The organism is Verrucomicrobiia bacterium, assembly GCA_019694135.1.
GTDB lineage: Bacteria > Verrucomicrobiota > Verrucomicrobiia > JADLBR01 > JAIBCM01 > JAIBCM01.
This window is the reverse complement of record JAIBCM010000001.1, coordinates 323,548-339,601: the sequence shown is the minus strand read 5'-3', so window position 1 is coordinate 339,601 and position 16,054 is coordinate 323,548. Positions and strand designations below refer to the sequence as shown.

Sequence of the window (16,054 nt, the reverse complement as noted above, 5' to 3'; positions counted from 1 at the left end):
ATAAACTTAAAAAAATTTTTTTATTGGAGGATTCTGAAATGAAAAAAGGATGGTTAGTTTTTTCTTTGTTATGGATAGGGTGTCAATGGTTGTCAGCTATTACGAAATTAAATCAACCTTTGGCAATGAATGGAACCGTGCAATCTGCTTTGTTTGGAAAAGATATTAATAGTGATAGGATTGTTTATGTGGCAGATGTGAATGGAACTGGGCAATTTGATATTTATAGCGTTAATGCTTTAACTAAAGTTGTTACTAATCTCAATGACGGTCTTGTTGCGGGGGGAGATGTTGTGGATTATCAAGTGTCTCCTGATGGATTAAGAGTTGTTTTTTTAGCTGATAAAAATGTTGATGATAGCATGGAGCTTTTTAGTGTTTTAACCTCAGGAGGAGTTCCATTGAAACTGAATCCCAGTTTCCCAGCGCCAGATCGTGATGTGCTTAATTTCCAAATTTCGCCAGATAGTCAAAGAGTGATTTATTGGGCGAATGTGGATAACGTAGATGTGTATGATATTTATGTAAATTCCATTACAAGCACTAACACGCTTAATTTAACAGGGGGGCTTTATAACGTGGATGGAATGAAGATTACGGATAACGCGTTGACTCTTGTGTTTACGGCAAAAGTGATTCCTCAATTTTTTTCAGAAATTTTTTCTGTTCAACTAAGTGGGGGGCTCATCACTAAATTGTGTCCAGACTATATGCCAGGACAACAGGTGTTTGATTTTAAATTTTTATCCGATAATCAAGTGATTTACCGTGCGTTTCAAGATACAACAGAAACTGAACTTTATCAGGTTAATTTAAGTGGTGGCAATTTACAAAAAATTAGTCTGCCTTTGCCCAATGGAGGAGCTATTTTTTCTAATTACGAATTGTCACCGGATAAATCGAACTTAGTTTATATTGCGAGCCAGGTTCAACCTGGAGATTTTAATATTATTTCTTATGCAATTGATGCTCAGGTTTCCACTGTTTTGAATGGACCTCTTCCTCCACAGGGAGATGTTTATGACCTTGTGATTAGTCCCAATTCGCAAACTGTCGTATATCGAGCCGATCAAAACATGAATGATAAGCTTGAAATTTTTGGTGTTCCTATTTCTGGTGGAATGAACACGGTTTTGAATGGCATTATGCAAAATCAGGGAAATATTTTTAAATATGAAGTTACAGATGAGAATGCGCGTATTGTTTATATGGGCGATGCTCTTTCTCCTAATGTTACCGAGATTTTTAGTACTCCGTTAGACGCCAATCAGCCTCCTGTTCGACTTAATCCTAATCTAGCGATTGGTGGAGACGTGGATCGATTTCTTTTAGATGGCGTTCATAAGAGAGTTTTTTATCTCGCGGATCAAGTCATGAATAATCAAGACGAACTTTTTTCTGTTCCACAGGATGGTTCGAGTCCAGCTGTAAGAGTAAATGCAAATTTGGTATCGGGTGGCAATGTGGTAGATTTTAATATTAATAATAAAAGTACACGCCTTTATTATTTGGCTGATCAAGAAACAGACGGAAAAGTTGAGCTCTATTCAGTTGTGGCAGCTCTGCCTTTGATTACGAGTGCGACTAATATAACAACTCCATTAGGTAAGCCTTTTAATTATACGATTACTGCTCAAAATGGTCCCTTCACAGGTTTTGATGTGGCAGGGTTACCGGATTGGGCAACTTTAAATACGAACCAGATTTCTGGTGTGCCTAATCTGCCTCTTGAGTATACGATGACTTTATTGGTAACTAATGAAGCGGGTTTTGCCTCTACCAATCTTACCATAAAAGTTGAAGCACCGATTATTCCTCCTGTAACTAACTCGACTTATTTCGCAGGTGATTTTGATGGAGACGGTTCTCCGGATCTTTTAGCTCAGAAAAAGCAAGTGGTTACATTAATTCGTTATCTTACTAATGGCACATTTAGTCCTGAAAAAACTTTGGAACTTCCTTCTAAAAAACATCGTGTGGTTGCTGCTAATTTAATTAAAGGAACTAATGCTATTATTATGCGTCAGGGTACGGCTCTTTCTGCATTACAAGTGGATTCTAATTTTACAGCGTTGGCGACAATTGGTATTGGATCGTTGCCTGACAAAAAGACCAAAGTGCGTGCTTCGGGTGATATTAATAATGATGGGTTGGCCGACATTATTACACAAAAAGGTAAAACGTTGGGGGCATTGCTTTCGCCGGGTTACAGTTTTTTTGCTTTGGGTGATTTGCAAAAGGCCTTTCCTCCAATCGTGGCTTTGTTTGATGGGATAAGCTCAAATACAAATTCTTCCAAAACTTTTTTGATGGCGAAAAAGAAAAAACTTTTCACTTACGATTTGCCTTCTTCATTGCCATGGACGAATTTATCTAGTGCTCAACCTGGCACGGGCCCTGTGTTAGACAAAAAATATAAAATTGTTGGTGCCTTGCCAAATCCTGACGCGTTGAGCACTAATGGGCCTCGTATCATTCTTCAAAAAGGCAAAAAAGCAGGAGTGATCACTTATGGTGGAACCACATTGGCTGAACCAATCCTCGATACTAAACCTCTTGGAAAAATTGTGGGACCGAAATAAATTGAAGTTAGTTTAATTTTCCAGATAACCAAACCCAGACAATGCTGGCGTAGCCGGAAATATTTAATCCATACCCTAAAAGATTGAATTCTTTTCGAGTATAATTTCTGTCTTGATACAAAACTAAAACGTCAAGCAGCAACCAAACGACGCCTAGTAATAAAAATAAACTTAACACCGTTTCTTTAAAAAAATGCCAGAGCCAAAAACTTTCAAGAGCAACCAAGATAATGATAGTAAATTTAGTTGTTTTGATCCCCAAAAAAACAGCCGATGTTTTTCGTCCGGCGCATTTGTCAGAAGCAACATCCATGATTTCGCCCATTAAATGGGCATGGGTACAAAAAAGCACGAGATATAAAATGGTTGGCCATGGCAAAAGAGCAGTTTGATTGAGTAGTATAGAAAAAGGCAACACTAATAAATAACCCAACTGATTAAAGAGTTCAAAAGGAGGACGAGCTCGCAAACCCCATTTTGGTAAATTGTAAAGAACGTTTACGATTAAAATAGCAATTAATACATGCCATAAATTTTCTTGTCTTAATAACAGTAAAATCCAAAAAAAAATTTGAGTAAGCGCCATTGCCCAAATTAAAAATTTAAAGTCAGGAGGCTGAATTTTCGCTCCAAATAAATAACTATTTTTTCGTGGATTGTATTGATCGATTTTCCAATCTGCCAAATCGTTTAGTCCATAAACTAAGAAATTTAAAGGAAAGAGAACGTAAACTAACCCCAACCAAAAGTTATAATTTTCAAAATAAGAAGGATTTTGAGCGGTTGGCAAAAGATAAAGCCATAGCGTTTGAAACCAAAGTCCCGGCCTGGACACTTTCAAACTTAACAACAGCTTTTTTAACATGATTCATTTTTATAGAGTTTGAAAAACAAATAACCATTGTTAATATTTAAATGAAATCTCAATACGCATGTCAACCCGCTATCAATCTTTTGATTATCTTATTTTAGGAAGCGGTATTGCCGGATTGTCTTTAGCGCTAGATTTGGCGCAATCGGGGTCAGTAGCGATTGTTACAAAAAAAGATCGTGCAGAATCTAATACTAACTACGCCCAAGGCGGCATTGCTTGTGTAACGTCTTCCGAAGATTCCTTTGTTCTTCATGTGAAAGACACATTAGAAGCAGGCGCGGGGCTGTGCAAAGAGGCAGTGGTGCATGCCATTGTGCAAGAGGGACCGGCTTGCATAAAAAAACTGATTGAATTAGGAATGGCTTTTGCTGAGAGAAATTCGCTCGAAGCTTCAGGTAAACGGGAATTTGATCTTGGTAAAGAGGGTGGACATTCTAAAAGGCGCGTCCTTCATGCTAAGGATATCACGGGTCGTGAAATTGAAAAAGCACTTCTTCACGCGATTGAAAATCATACCAACATTAAAATTTTTGAAAATCATCTCGCCATTAATCTGATTACTACGAAAGATTTAAAACTAACTGGCGATAACCAGTGTTTAGGCGCTTACGTCTTTGATCGTCATACTCAAGAGGTTATCACCTTTCAAGCCACTGCCACGATTTTAGCCACAGGAGGTTGCGGAAAAGTTTATCTTTATACCACCAATCCCGATATTGCTACTGGCGATGGCGTCGCGATGGCTTATCGCTGCGGGGCAAAAATTGCTAACATGGAATTCATCCAATTTCATCCCACTTGTCTTTACCATCCTAAAGCGAAATCTTTTCTCATTAGCGAAGCCGTGCGAGGGGAGGGAGGTCGCCTCATGTTACAAAACGGCGAATCTTTCATGGAACGTTACGATCCCCAAAAAGAGTTGGCGCCTCGCGACATTGTAGCGCGAGCTATTGATGCTGAAATGAAACGCACGGGCGATGATTGCGTTTACTTGGATATCAGTCACAAAGGAAAAGATTTTATTCTCGATCGGTTTCCTAATATTTATCACACCTGTTTAAAATATGGCATCGATATCACTCGGCAACCTATTCCCGTGGTGCCTGCGGCTCATTACCAATGCGGTGGTGTCATGACCGAATTGGATGGTTCCACAAATATTTCCCATCTTTTTGCTATTGGTGAAGTGGCTTGCACCGGTTTGCATGGCGCCAACCGTTTAGCGAGTAACTCACTTCTCGAAGCTTTGGTCGTAGCCCATAAAGCGGCTCAGACTTTATCCAAATTGATCCCTTTTTCAGAAAAAATTGATATTCCAGCTTGGGAATCAGGAAACGTTTCTGATCCTGATGAACGGGTTGTGGTGAGCCATAACTGGGATGAAATTCGTCGACTTATGTGGGATTACGTTGGCATTGTTCGCACCAACAAACGTTTGCAACGCGCAGCTTCGCGACTCAAAAATTTAGATCGCGAAATCCAAGAATTTTATTGGAACTTTAAATTGACCAGCGATCTTTTGGAATTGCGAAATTTGGCGCTAGTTGCTCAACTTATTGTTCAATGCGCTTTAAAACGCAAAGAAAGTCGAGGATTGCATTACACGCTGGATTATCCCCAAACAAAAACCGCGGCAAAAGACACCATTGTTATTTCAGAAACGAGTTAAAATAAAAACTCTCTAGCGCTTTATTTTTAGCATTTTAGCCAATGCGAAATTTTGGGAACACCTAATTCCGTAAGAGGATTTTTCTTTTGGTTTTCCAAAAGCTGCTGATAAGGCAGACATAATTCCAATAGTTCACCGACTTCAAAATTTAAATAACGTGGACGAAAAGGCAAAAGATAACGGCGACTCGATCGGAACAGAGAGGCTGCTGGGTTTAAACGATCCTTTTGCAAGTGCACGAAAGCGCCCGCCACTTGAATAAGGCCTTTAAAATAAAAATAATCGCCACCGAGCGAACCGAGCCACAACTCTTCCAAAACATCGTGCGCTTCATAATAAAGGCTAACATCGAAACATTTAAAATAACCCAAATAATGGGCTGGCATCGATTGACCTTGGCAGTCTGCGATTAATTTTTCAATGCGTGGGCTTTTATGTGTCACTTTCATAACTCCGCTATTTTTTTCTTCAATGTGGAAGCATCCATAATGGGAAGTTCACATTGAAAATCATGACATAAATAAGCGGTTACTTGATTTTTATCCAATTTAAATTCTTTAGGAGCCGATTCTGCATGGAGTAAAAAAAGATTGGGCAAGAATTGTTTTCTTACTTCTCGCAGCATTTTTTCTCCTATTTCGCTTTTTAAATCTCCAGAAAAAATGAGTTGGTGGGGTGGGTTTAACCAAGCTTCCAATGCCGAAGCAAAATGGGGAACCGCTTCCGGTATTTTTAACAAGCGCGACCAAAAAAAGCGCAATATTTTTTCTGCGGATTGTAAAAAATCATCGCGTTGCAACATTCTTCCGAGTTTAATTAAAACCAATGCTGCAACAGAATTGCCCGAGGGTTCTGCCCCATCGTAATCTTCTTTGATACGAATCAATAAGGAATCGTCTTGGCCATCGGTCATAAAAAAACCGCCTAATTTTTTGTCCTCAAATCGTTGAAGAATCGTTTCAGTGAGTTCGTTTGCCCAGTCTAACCATTTTCTTTCAAAAGTAGCTTCATACAAATCGATCAATCCTTGCGCGAGAAAAACATAATCGTCGAGCATGCCTTTTTTATCGGAAACGCCATCGCGATAGCTGTGGTAGAGATGACGCGATTGTGTTTCATATTGCTGCGATTGCAGAAAATTGGCTGTTTGAATAGCGGCATGAATATATTTCGTTTCTTGTAAAATCGCGCCTGCGCGAGCCAAGGCACTAATTAACAAACCATTCCAGGAAGTTAAAATTTTATCATCGCGATGAGGTCGAGGGCGTTTTTCGCGGTGCAGCAAAAGTTTTTTTCGAATGATTGGCCAGAGTTGAGCTTCCTCTTTGTTGAGAGAGATCACTTGGCTTAACACATTTTGCGAAGGGATATTTTTATTTGGAGCGCTATGATCTTCAAAATTTCCCATTTGGGTTATGCCTAAAAAACGAATCGCTAGTTCTGCCTCTTTTTCATCCAATACTTCACGAATTTGTGTGGGTGACCACACATAAAAAGCGCCTTCACGCCCCTCGCTATCGGCGTCTTCGGCAGAATAAAAAGCTCCTGCAGGTGAAGACATATCGCGAGATAAATAATTAATCGTGTCGTGCACGACAAAAGCAAAAAATTCTTTTAATTGAGGATCTTCCGTTAACTGATAAGCATCTAGATAACTGTTAATTAATTGAGCGTTGTCATAAAGCATTTTTTCAAAATGGGGCACAAGCCATTTTTCATCGACCGAATAACGCGAAAAACCACCACCCATTTGATCGTAAATACCGCCTTTGGCCATCATGGTCAGAGTGTGAAACACCATCGTTTTGGCTTCTTCATTTTGGTAGTGTTTGGCATAACGGGCTAAAAAATGAAGTGTAACGGGTCGCGGAAATTTGGGAGCGCTTCCGAAACCCCCATAGCACGCATCGTAAGAAAATCGAAAATGTTCCGAAGTAAGTTTGAGAGGTTGATTATTGATGGGATCGACTGAAGTTTCGCCCGAAGCGGCATAACGTTGCAGATGATTGGAAATTTCTTGCGCTGACTGAAAAACGTTATCGTGTTCTTGTTGCCAAACAGTATTGAGTTTGTTGAGAAGTTCAATGAAGCCAATGCGACCATGGCGGTTGGTGGGAGGAAAATAAGTGCCGCCAAAAAAAGGTTTCAAATCAGGCGTTAACCAAACGGAAAGCGGCCAACCCCCGCCTTGACCGAGCAGTTGCACCGCGGTCATATAAATTTTGTCGATATCGGGACGCTCTTCACGATCGACTTTGATGGAAACGAAATGTTCATTAAGCACATTTGCTACATCATGATTTTCAAACGATTCTCGCTCCATGACATGACACCAATGGCAAGTGGAGTAACCGATGCTCAAAAAAATCGGTTTATTTTCTTTCTTTGCCTTTTGAAAAGCTTCTTTTCCCCAAGGAAACCAATCCACTGGATTGTAAGCGTGTTGCAAAAGATAAGGGCTTTTTTCTTTGGCTAAATGATTGGGATGAGAGTGTGCCATCAACTACTAAAATGCCGGAATCTGGATGAAAAACAAGCGAGACGCTCGTGGATAGGCGAGTTCGTTTCGTGTGCAAATTTGTTTTATGAGCAACCCAAACTCGCCCCGCAATTTAAACAGGTGGCGCATGTGCCAGTATGCTTGATTTTGCTGCTGCCACATTCAGGACAGACCATGCCGTCGCGGAAGCGAATGGTGAGTTCGTGATGTTCACTCGAAGTTTCGTCAGCGGTTCGTTCCAGAGTGGAAACGGTTTTGTTAACCACTTTTTTTTCGATTTCCTGAATGCCAGGAAGTGGAAGTTCAGGTTGGCTGCGGTTAGGTGAATTGGCTTCGCGATAGCCGGAAACGAATTGATTGCCAAGCCAACGAAAGATGTAATCGGGAATGGATTTGGCAACGGGGATGTCGGGATTTTTGGTAAAGCCGCTTGGTTCAAATCGAGAGTGAGCAAATTTTTTCACCATGGCTTCGATGGGGACGCCATATTGAAGCGCTAAGGAGGCGAGTGTTCCGATAGTGTCCATTAAGCCGCCGATGGTGGAACCTTCCTTGGCCATCGTGATAAAAAGTTCACCAGGCTGTTTGTCATCGAACAGGCCAACGGTTAGATAACCTTCGTGACCGGCAATATCGAATTTGTGAGTAATTGACCAACGCGTGTCGCTCATGCGACGGCGGGCATTTAATTTTTCTTCTGCCGCTTGCGCTGCTCCCATATCTTTGGTTTTTGCAGTGTTTAAGGGGGCAGAACGTTTTGAGCCGTCACGATAAATGGCAATAGCTTTTAGTCCCAGTCGCCATCCTTCGATGTAGGTGTTCATAATATCTTCAACTGTGGCGTGGTTGGGTAGATTGACTGTTTTGGAGATCGCGCCGGAAAGAAAAGGTTGGCAAGCAGCCATCATTTGGATGTGGGCGCGATAATGGAGCGAGCGTTTTCCATTGGCCGGTTTGAAGGCGCAGTCAAAAACAGAAAGATGTTCAGGTTTTAAGCCGCTGGGAATTTTTGTTCCTTTTTCTTCAATGTCTTCAATGGTGTCGTAATGGTCAATGTGTTGAACGATGCTAGAAATTTGAGTTTCCGTGTAACCCAAAGCGCGCAGTGCCAGTGGAACAGTTTGGTTCACAATCTTGAGCATGCCACCGCCAGCGAGAAGTTTGTATTTAACTAAAGCGATATCCGGTTCAATGCCCGTAGTGTCGCAATCCATTAAAAAGCCAATGGTGCCAGTAGGAGCGAGGACAGTGACTTGAGCATTGCGATAGCCGTGACGTTGGCCAATTTGCAACGCATGATCCCAACAATAGCGCGCTTCTTCCACGAGCTCTTTAGGGCAAGAAGAGTCAATTTTTTCAACATAAGAACGATGCAAGCGAATGACTTCAAGCATGGATTCGACATTGTTTGGTTGAAGTGTTTTGCTGACGCCGTTGCACCGTGCATCGTGATAACCAGGAAAGGGACCAACTGCTTCGGCAATTTCTGCGCTTACTTCATAGGCGTGTCCAGTTAAGATGGAGGTGAGGGCGCCCGCGAGTCCGCGTGCTTGATTGGAGTCGTAACCATAACCGTAGCTCATGGTTAAAGCGCCAAGATTAGCATAGCCTAATCCCAGGGTTCGAAAGATATGAGAATTTTCTGCAATGGAAGCGGTGGGATAGCTCGCGTTATCGACGAGAATTTCTTGAGCGGTAATGAATAGACGAATGGCAGCTTTGAATTTTTTAATGTCAAAGGAGCCGTTTGGTTTTTTAAATTTTAGCAAGTTGAGAGAGGCGAGATTGCAAGCAGTGTCGTTCAGGAAAAGATATTCTGAACAAGGATTAGTGCTATGTTGACGATCGGTGCCTTTGCAAGTGTGCCAGCGATGAATGGTGTCATCAAATTGCAGGCCCGGATCACCACAGAGCCAGGTGCCTTCCGCGATTTTATGAAGCAAGGCGTTGGCATCCTTTTTTTCGCACGGTTTCCCATCTTTTGCATGGCGTGTCCAAAACTCTTTTTTATCTACGGCCGCTTGCATGAAAGTATCGCTCGCACGCACGGAAAGATTTTCATTTTGAAACATGACGGAGCCGTAAGCTTCGCCGTTGTAACTGCCATCATAACCTTGTTCGATTAGTGCCCAGGCCTTTTTTTCTTCCTTGGGTTTGGCTTCGATAAATTCTTCGATGTCAGGATGCCAATCTTTTAATGTGTTCATTTTGGCAGCGCGTCGAGTTTTCCCTCCCGATTTTACGACGTTGGCAATTTGATCGTAGACTTTGAGAAATGAAAGAGGACCGCTGGGTTTGCCGCCACCGCTAAGTTTTTCACGAGTCGATCGTAAGGGGCTAAGATCGGTGCCAGTGCCGGAACCAAATTTGAAAAGCATCGCTTCACTGCGAGCCAATTCCATGATGGATTCCATATTATCTTGCACGGTTTGAATGAAGCAGGCGCTGCATTGCGGGTATTCATATTGCGTGTTGGCACGCTCGGCTTTACCCGTAGTGCGATTGTAGAAGTAGTTGCCCAGATCGCCGTCGGTCCCGATGTGGTATTGATGCCATAACCCAACGTTGAACCAGACAGGGCTGTTAAAAGCGCCGTATTGATTGACGCAGAGCCAAGTGAGATCGTGATAAAAATTTTCAGCATCGTTAGGAGTTTGAAAATAGCCGTCTTGAATGCCCCAATCGGCGATCGTGCGAGTCACGCGATGGACGAGTTGTCGAATGGAAGTTTCGCGACCGTTTTGTGTGGGATCGGTACCAGCTTGAATGTCGCCATAAAAATATTTTGAAACGGCGATTTTAGTTGCGAGTGCGCTCCAGAATTTTGGCACTTCTACATTTTCTTGTTTGAAAATAATTTTACCACTGTCATCGGTGATTTCTGCGGTGCGTTTTTCCCATTCGATTTCATCAAAAGGATGTTTCGATGATGCGGCAAATGTTGGAGAAAAAGTAAGCTTGGGATTAAGATTTTTTTTAGTTTTTTTTAAAGTTTTGGAAGAAGGAGGGTTGAATTTAATATTTTCGTTATAAGTGTTTGATTTTAAATTGTTTTTGACTGCAATCATGGGAGTTTAGAGTAAAGGTTTTTTAACAAAAAAATTCGTTTCATATAAAATTCTAACGTTGTTGTGAGCAGCGTCAAAATAAATTTAAAAAAAATATTTTTTTAAATGGCTTGACTCTTTGAATTTGTTAACAACTTTTAGTGATTATGAATTTTCCAAACCCAAGGTAGTTGAGTGGTTAAAGCAGAAGCTTTTGTGACAGTATTAGTTTTCACGAAATCGATGGATCGTGTGTTAGGCAGAAAATTGAGTTGGAATACTAAGTCGTCGTGTCCGTCTTGATTGAAGTCACCCGAGCCGGCTACTGCCCAAACAGGGTTGAGGGAAACATTTTTTAACAGTGCAGGATTGTTAGGAATATTTTTGAGTTTATAATTTTCTAAAAAATGGATGTAAACATCGCCAGTGTCTTGATTTTGAACAACAAGATCGAGATAACCATCGCGATCAAAATCACCACAAGCTTTAACAAATTGATTTGCTGGTAAGGAATCAAGAAGCTGTTGAGTTAATGATATGTTAAGATTGTTCATGTAATTGATTTGGTATTGGTGCGTGTCGCGATTGTGCCAAAGAATATCGGATTGAGTATCGCCATCAAAATCGCCGATACAAGCTAGCTCCCAAACAGGTGAGACTTCTTTAATGACATGGCTACTAGGTTGAAATCCATTCATCAAAGAAACTGCCCAAAAATTTTTCTTATCAGTGCGACGACTGGTCCACCAAACGATGTCGGGTCGGGCATCGCTATTAAAATCGCCGCTGCCGAAGAGAATCCAATTATTGGTGGTGTCAGGAGGAGTTAATTTAACTCCCAGAATATATTGTGGCACGTTTTGGTTGGCGTCATAAGTCATGATATCCATTTGAGCCGCGTAATTGGTTTGGTTTTGCCAAAGGATTTCAGAATTGTGGTCGCCACTGATGTCATGGGCTGGCCGCATGAGATAACCATTTTTATTAAGTTCCATGGCGAAGGAGCAGAAGACGGGAATTTCATTATATCCGAGCAGCAAGCTGCCACCACTAGGTGAAGGATCGAAATCGGTTTTGCCTTTAAAGGTTCCACCGAAAGCGATGAAGTTTTCGGAATTAACAGAAATGTTAGGTGGACTAAACACACCGCCTGTATCAAAGACTTCAATGCCTCTTCCCCAAAGATAGGTGCCATTATTAGAAAATTTGGAGGTAAAAAGATAAGGGGATTTAATGGTGAAAAAGCTTGTTTTAATCGAATCGGGATCTAGATCAATTTTGGCAGAGTTGGCGAAAATGGGGGCTGACAAACTAACGCCGAGAATATTATTTTGTTGGTCAATGGCCAAATCATAGAGCGTGGTTGTGCTTTGTGGTCCGCCAAAAGTTTTGGTCCAGTTATAAGCGCCATTGAGACTGAACTGACTAAGAAAAGCATCTTTAAAGCCAGAAGTTGTGTGTAAATCTATTCCGAGAGCTGGATTAAAATCTACACTTCCGCTAAATTCACCGCCGATGAGAAGTTTGTAATTTTTATCAATCGTGACAGATTTAATCGCGTCATCACCACTTCCGCCAATTCGTTTCAGCCAGACAAAGTCGCCATTAGCACTTAGTCGACAAAGAAAACCATCATATCCTGAACTTTTCAGTTCAAATTTGCCATTGCCCGGATCAAAATCAGCGGTGCTTCTAAACTCGCCACCTAAATAAATATTATTGTTACTATCGGTGACGAGCGCCTCCGCTACAACCACTCTTTTAATGGTGTTATCAATGGAAGTGTTGGCAAAAATAGTTTTTGTCCAAAGCGCGTTGCCTTGACTGTTGAATTTTTTAACAAAAGTGTGATTGATAAGGGTAGGATCTTTAATATCGCCTTGTAGTCCAGTAATAATGATATTGTTTTGTTTATCCAAGGTGATGTCGTTGGGAATTAAATTTACAAAATCTTTGCCTGCACTGGCTGTTTTGACCCAAAGAAAGTTACCGTCTTTATTTAATTTTAGTAAAAATAAATCGTTATCGTCATAAGCATTCTCCTTAATCGTGCTAAGTGAATAAACACCAGCTCCTGGATCAAAATCTACAATGCGACTAAAGTTGCCTGCGATAAAAATTTCGTCATTCGCATTTAATGTGATAGCTTGTGCCCGAACGGTTGGTGTGGCGCCCAGATCTCCAACATGTGTCCAGGTTTTGACCCAGAGTAATTTTCCTGCGCGATTGTATTTTGCGACAAATGCTTGCATGGGATTTTGGAAGCTTAACTTTTTCTTGTCGGAACCTGTTTCAAATTGAAACGTTGCTGCACCGAGTGCAGTTCCCGCCACCAGCATGTTGCCTTGCGAATCATGGGTAATTCCACCAATTTCGGTGCGAGTTGTGGTGGGAGCCTGATTGAAGGGAAAAATCGTGTTTACATAAGTGCGAGCTGACGACGAAAAAGTAAGCAAGCCAAGGTAAAGACCGAGTCCGATACAGTGAAATTTTTTTTTGGAAGGAAAATTGGAGAATGAAATTTTCATAAACAAACAATATTTGATTTGATCAAAACATTGCAACTTTTATTTGAGATATTTTTCTAGGATAGATTGAAGACGAACAAGAGACGCTTCTGGCCAGTGAGCGCGCGGTGTGACAATAGCGTTTTTTAGGGTGCGCTGGCATTTGCAGCTGCTTTCGTGGGGCATTTTTTCGATTGTGTGAAGCAGGATTTGTTGGGCACGTGAAATATTTTTTTTCAAAAGTTCCATGACCATGGCCGCAGTGACGGCAGCGTGGCTTTCGTGCCAACAATCGTAATCGGTTACCATGGCCAAGGTTGCGTAACATATCTCGGCTTCACGTGCGCATTTAGCTTCGCCTAAATTCGTCATTCCGATAACATCAAAGCCGGCACGGTGATAGGTTTGAGATTCTGCTTGTGTCGAAAACGAGGGGCCTTCGATATTGACGTAGGTGCCGCCTAGGAAAGCGGGACCAGTAACGGAGGCGGTTTCATAAAGCAAAGTCTGAAGTTGCGGACAAATGGGTTGAGCAAAAGTGATGTGAGCTACGATGCCGTCGCCGAAAAAAGTGTGTTCTGGGGAACGTTTGGTGCGATCAAAAAATTGACTAGGAGTGACAAACGTGCCAGGTGTTAGCTCGTCTTTTAAAGAGCCCACGGCACTCACACTGAGAATTCGTGTTACGCCAAGAGTTTTCATTGCGTAAATGTTAGCGCGATGATTGATTTCGCTTGGTAGCAAATGATGATGTCGCCCATGTCGCGGCAAAAAAGCAACCTGACGACCTGTGATTTCACCTACTAGAAATTCGTCGGAAGGTTTGCCCCAAGGCGTTTTGAGGGTGATCCATTTCGAATTTTTTAAAGCGTCAATTTCATAAAGTCCGGTGCCGCCAATGACGCCGATTTCTGCTAAGGGCTGAGTTGCCATGAAATTTATTCAACCGTCACGCTTTTTGCTAAGTTTCGTGGTTTGTCGACATCGCGTCCTAAATAGACCGCGGTGTAGTAAGCGAGAAGTTGTAGTGGAATGACATTGAGAATGGGTTGAAGCAAGGCGTGCGTTTGAGGAAGTTCAATCACGTCATCAGCTAGTTTTTTTAACTCTTTATCACCTTGTGTGCCGATAGCGATGACAGGGCCCTTGCGAGCTTTGATTTCTTGGATGTTGCTCAAATTTTTTTCATAAACGCCGTCTTGTGGACAAATCACCAAGCTTGGCAATTTTTCTGTGATGAGAGCAATCACGCCATGTTTCAATTCGGCAGAGGGATAACCTTCAGCATGAATGTAAGAAACCTCTTTCATTTTCAAGGCGCCTTCGAGTGCTACGGGATAGTTGGCTTGACGTCCAAAGAAGAGCATGCTTTGTGAAGAAGCATATTTTTTTGCTAAGGTTTGAATGCGATAATGCTGTTCCAAAATTTCTGCCGTTTGTTCCGGCAATTTTTTTAATGCGTTTAAAAATTCGCGACCTTGGACAGAAGAAAGGTGGCGAAGTCGACCAAAAAAGAGAGCGAGCAAAGCCATCACAAGAGTTTGGGAAGTGAACGATTTGGTCGCGGCGACGCCAATTTCGGGTCCGGCGTGAAGAAAGATTCCGCCATCACTTTCTCGCGCAATGGTGCTTCCTACGACATTACAAATGCCTAACGCGCGAAATCCTTTACGTTGCACCTCACGCATAGCAGCGAGGGTGTCAGCAGTTTCGCCGGATTGGCTGATGGCAAAAGCCAGGGTGTGATTATCTAGGGGTGAATTGCGATAACGAAATTCGCTAGCAATTTCAATTTCTACGGGAATGCGCGCTAATTCTTCAATGATATATTCTCCAACCATGCCGGCATGCAAGGCAGTGCCGCAGCCGGTGATGATCAAGCGATCAATGGTGCGGAGGGCGTGCACCTCCAAGTTCAAACCACCAAATTTAGCTGTCGCTTGTTCCAAATCCAGACGCCCGCGCATGGCATTCTCCAAAGATGCCGGTTGCTCAAAAATTTCTTTGAGCATGAAATGGTCATGTTCGCCTTTGTCGGTGGATTCTGGATCCCAGTCGATACTGCAAATTTCACGATCAATCGAACTTTGGTTAAGCGATTCCAGTGTGTAATTTTTGCCCAGAATTTGAACGATATCAAAATCATTGAGATAAATAACGCGCTGTGTGTAGGCGCCGAGTGCCGTGACGTCGCTTGCTAAAAATAATTCTTTTTCGCCAATGCCTAAAATCAAAGGGCTGCCTCGTCGCGCGCCAATAATTTCGCCAGGGCGATCGGTGTGTAGTACAGCAATGCCGTAAGTGCCGGTGACTTCAAGAAGCGCTTTTTTGACGGCATTGAGCAAACGTTCGGGCGATTCGGGCATGGAATCGTAATGATAGCCGATTAAGTGAGCTAAAACTTCCGTGTCCGTTTGCGAGTGAAAGGTGTGCCCTTTTGCGAGCAGTTTATCTTTTAAAGTTTGATAGTTTTCGATGACGCCATTGTGCACTAATGCCAATTTTCCAGATTGATCTAAGTGAGGATGCGCGTTGTCATTAGTGGGTTCGCCATGCGTGGCCCATCGAGTGTGACTGATGCCGCACATGCCTTGAGGCGGTTTTTTTTTCACCAGTTGAGCTAGGGCGTCGATACGACCTGCTTTTTTTTGGATATCGAAATGACTTCCGTTAAGCGTGCAAATGCCCGCTGAGTCGTAACCGCGATATTCCAGGCGATATAATCCTTGGAGTAGGATGTCATACGCCTTTTTATCGCCTGAATATGCTACAATGCCACACATAATCGATGATTGATCATTAGCGAATTTTATTTAATAAAGCAAAAGCGAAAATTTTGAGAAGATGTAGGAAAAAATAGCAAGTTCATTTGACA

Annotated in this window: 9 protein-coding genes; 2 read left to right on the top strand and 7 right to left on the bottom strand. The window is 42.1% G+C overall.

Features of this window, described 5'->3' with window-relative positions; all coding sequences use genetic code 11:
- Window positions 1-38 precede the first annotated feature (38 nt).
- Window positions 39-2,582 (top strand): hypothetical protein, encoded by a 2,544-nt coding sequence (locus tag K1X66_01625; GenBank protein MBX7157075.1) that lies wholly within the window; start codon window positions 39-41, stop codon window positions 2,580-2,582.
- Between the two features lie 7 nt (window positions 2,583-2,589).
- Here the strand turns inward: K1X66_01625 and K1X66_01620 are convergent, their stop codons facing one another.
- A complete protein-coding gene (locus K1X66_01620) occupies window positions 2,590-3,447 on the bottom strand; it encodes a UbiA family prenyltransferase (protein ID MBX7157074.1) in 858 nt (285 codons plus the stop codon).
- A 67-nt stretch (window positions 3,448-3,514) separates the two neighbouring features.
- Between K1X66_01620 and nadB the strand changes: the two genes are divergently transcribed.
- Window positions 3,515-5,125 (top strand): L-aspartate oxidase, encoded by a 1,611-nt coding sequence (gene nadB / locus K1X66_01615; protein MBX7157073.1) that lies wholly within the window; start codon window positions 3,515-3,517, stop codon window positions 5,123-5,125.
- Between the two features lie 26 nt (window positions 5,126-5,151).
- Here the strand turns inward: nadB and K1X66_01610 are convergent, their stop codons facing one another.
- The 6 genes from K1X66_01610 to glmS all read right to left on the bottom strand — a co-directional run bounded on the left by K1X66_01610 (window position 5,152) and on the right by glmS (window position 15,962).
- On the bottom strand, window positions 5,152-5,574 hold the full coding sequence (locus K1X66_01610) for a DUF309 domain-containing protein (protein ID MBX7157072.1): 423 nt from the start codon (window positions 5,572-5,574) through the stop codon (window positions 5,152-5,154).
- Window positions 5,571-7,625 carry a thioredoxin domain-containing protein gene (locus K1X66_01605; GenBank protein ID MBX7157071.1) on the bottom strand — a complete coding sequence of 685 codons (2,055 nt, stop codon included), beginning with the start codon at window positions 7,623-7,625 and terminating at the stop codon, window positions 5,571-5,573. The genes K1X66_01610 and K1X66_01605 overlap by 4 nt, the downstream gene beginning before the upstream one ends.
- An 83-nt stretch (window positions 7,626-7,708) precedes the next feature.
- Window positions 7,709-10,693: a vitamin B12-dependent ribonucleotide reductase gene (locus tag K1X66_01600; GenBank protein ID MBX7157070.1), complete on the bottom strand. Its 2,985-nt coding sequence runs from the start codon at window positions 10,691-10,693 to the stop codon at window positions 7,709-7,711.
- A gap of 137 nt (window positions 10,694-10,830) precedes the next feature.
- Entirely contained in the window at window positions 10,831-13,200 is a 2,370-nt protein-coding gene (locus K1X66_01595; protein MBX7157069.1) for a VCBS repeat-containing protein, read from the bottom strand.
- 39 nt (window positions 13,201-13,239) lie between these two features.
- A complete protein-coding gene (gene mtnP, locus K1X66_01590) occupies window positions 13,240-14,112 on the bottom strand; it encodes an S-methyl-5'-thioadenosine phosphorylase (GenBank protein MBX7157068.1) in 873 nt (290 codons plus the stop codon).
- Window positions 14,113-14,117: 5 nt separating this feature from the next.
- Window positions 14,118-15,962, bottom strand: coding sequence for a glutamine--fructose-6-phosphate transaminase (isomerizing) (gene glmS / locus K1X66_01585; GenBank protein ID MBX7157067.1), 1,845 nt, complete (start codon window positions 15,960-15,962; stop codon window positions 14,118-14,120).
- Window positions 15,963-16,054 lie beyond the last annotated feature (92 nt).

What these genes read in the sequence shown, in the direction of transcription:
- K1X66_01625 (MBX7157075.1), top strand. Translation starts at nt 39, where the DNA reads ATGAAAAAAGGATGGTTAGTTTTTTCTTTGTTATGGATAGGGTGTCAA.
- K1X66_01620 (MBX7157074.1), bottom strand. Translation starts at nt 3,447, where the DNA reads ATGTTAAAAAAGCTGTTGTTAAGTTTGAAAGTGTCCAGGCCGGGACTT.
- nadB (MBX7157073.1), top strand. Translation starts at nt 3,515, where the DNA reads ATGTCAACCCGCTATCAATCTTTTGATTATCTTATTTTAGGAAGCGGT.
- K1X66_01610 (MBX7157072.1), bottom strand. Translation starts at nt 5,574, where the DNA reads ATGAAAGTGACACATAAAAGCCCACGCATTGAAAAATTAATCGCAGAC.
- K1X66_01605 (MBX7157071.1), bottom strand. Translation starts at nt 7,625, where the DNA reads ATGGCACACTCTCATCCCAATCATTTAGCCAAAGAAAAAAGCCCTTAT.
- K1X66_01600 (MBX7157070.1), bottom strand. Translation starts at nt 10,693, where the DNA reads ATGATTGCAGTCAAAAACAATTTAAAATCAAACACTTATAACGAAAAT.
- K1X66_01595 (MBX7157069.1), bottom strand. Translation starts at nt 13,200, where the DNA reads ATGAAAATTTCATTCTCCAATTTTCCTTCCAAAAAAAAATTTCACTGT.
- mtnP (MBX7157068.1), bottom strand. Translation starts at nt 14,112, where the DNA reads ATGGCAACTCAGCCCTTAGCAGAAATCGGCGTCATTGGCGGCACCGGA.
- glmS (MBX7157067.1), bottom strand. Translation starts at nt 15,962, where the DNA reads ATGTGTGGCATTGTAGCATATTCAGGCGATAAAAAGGCGTATGACATC.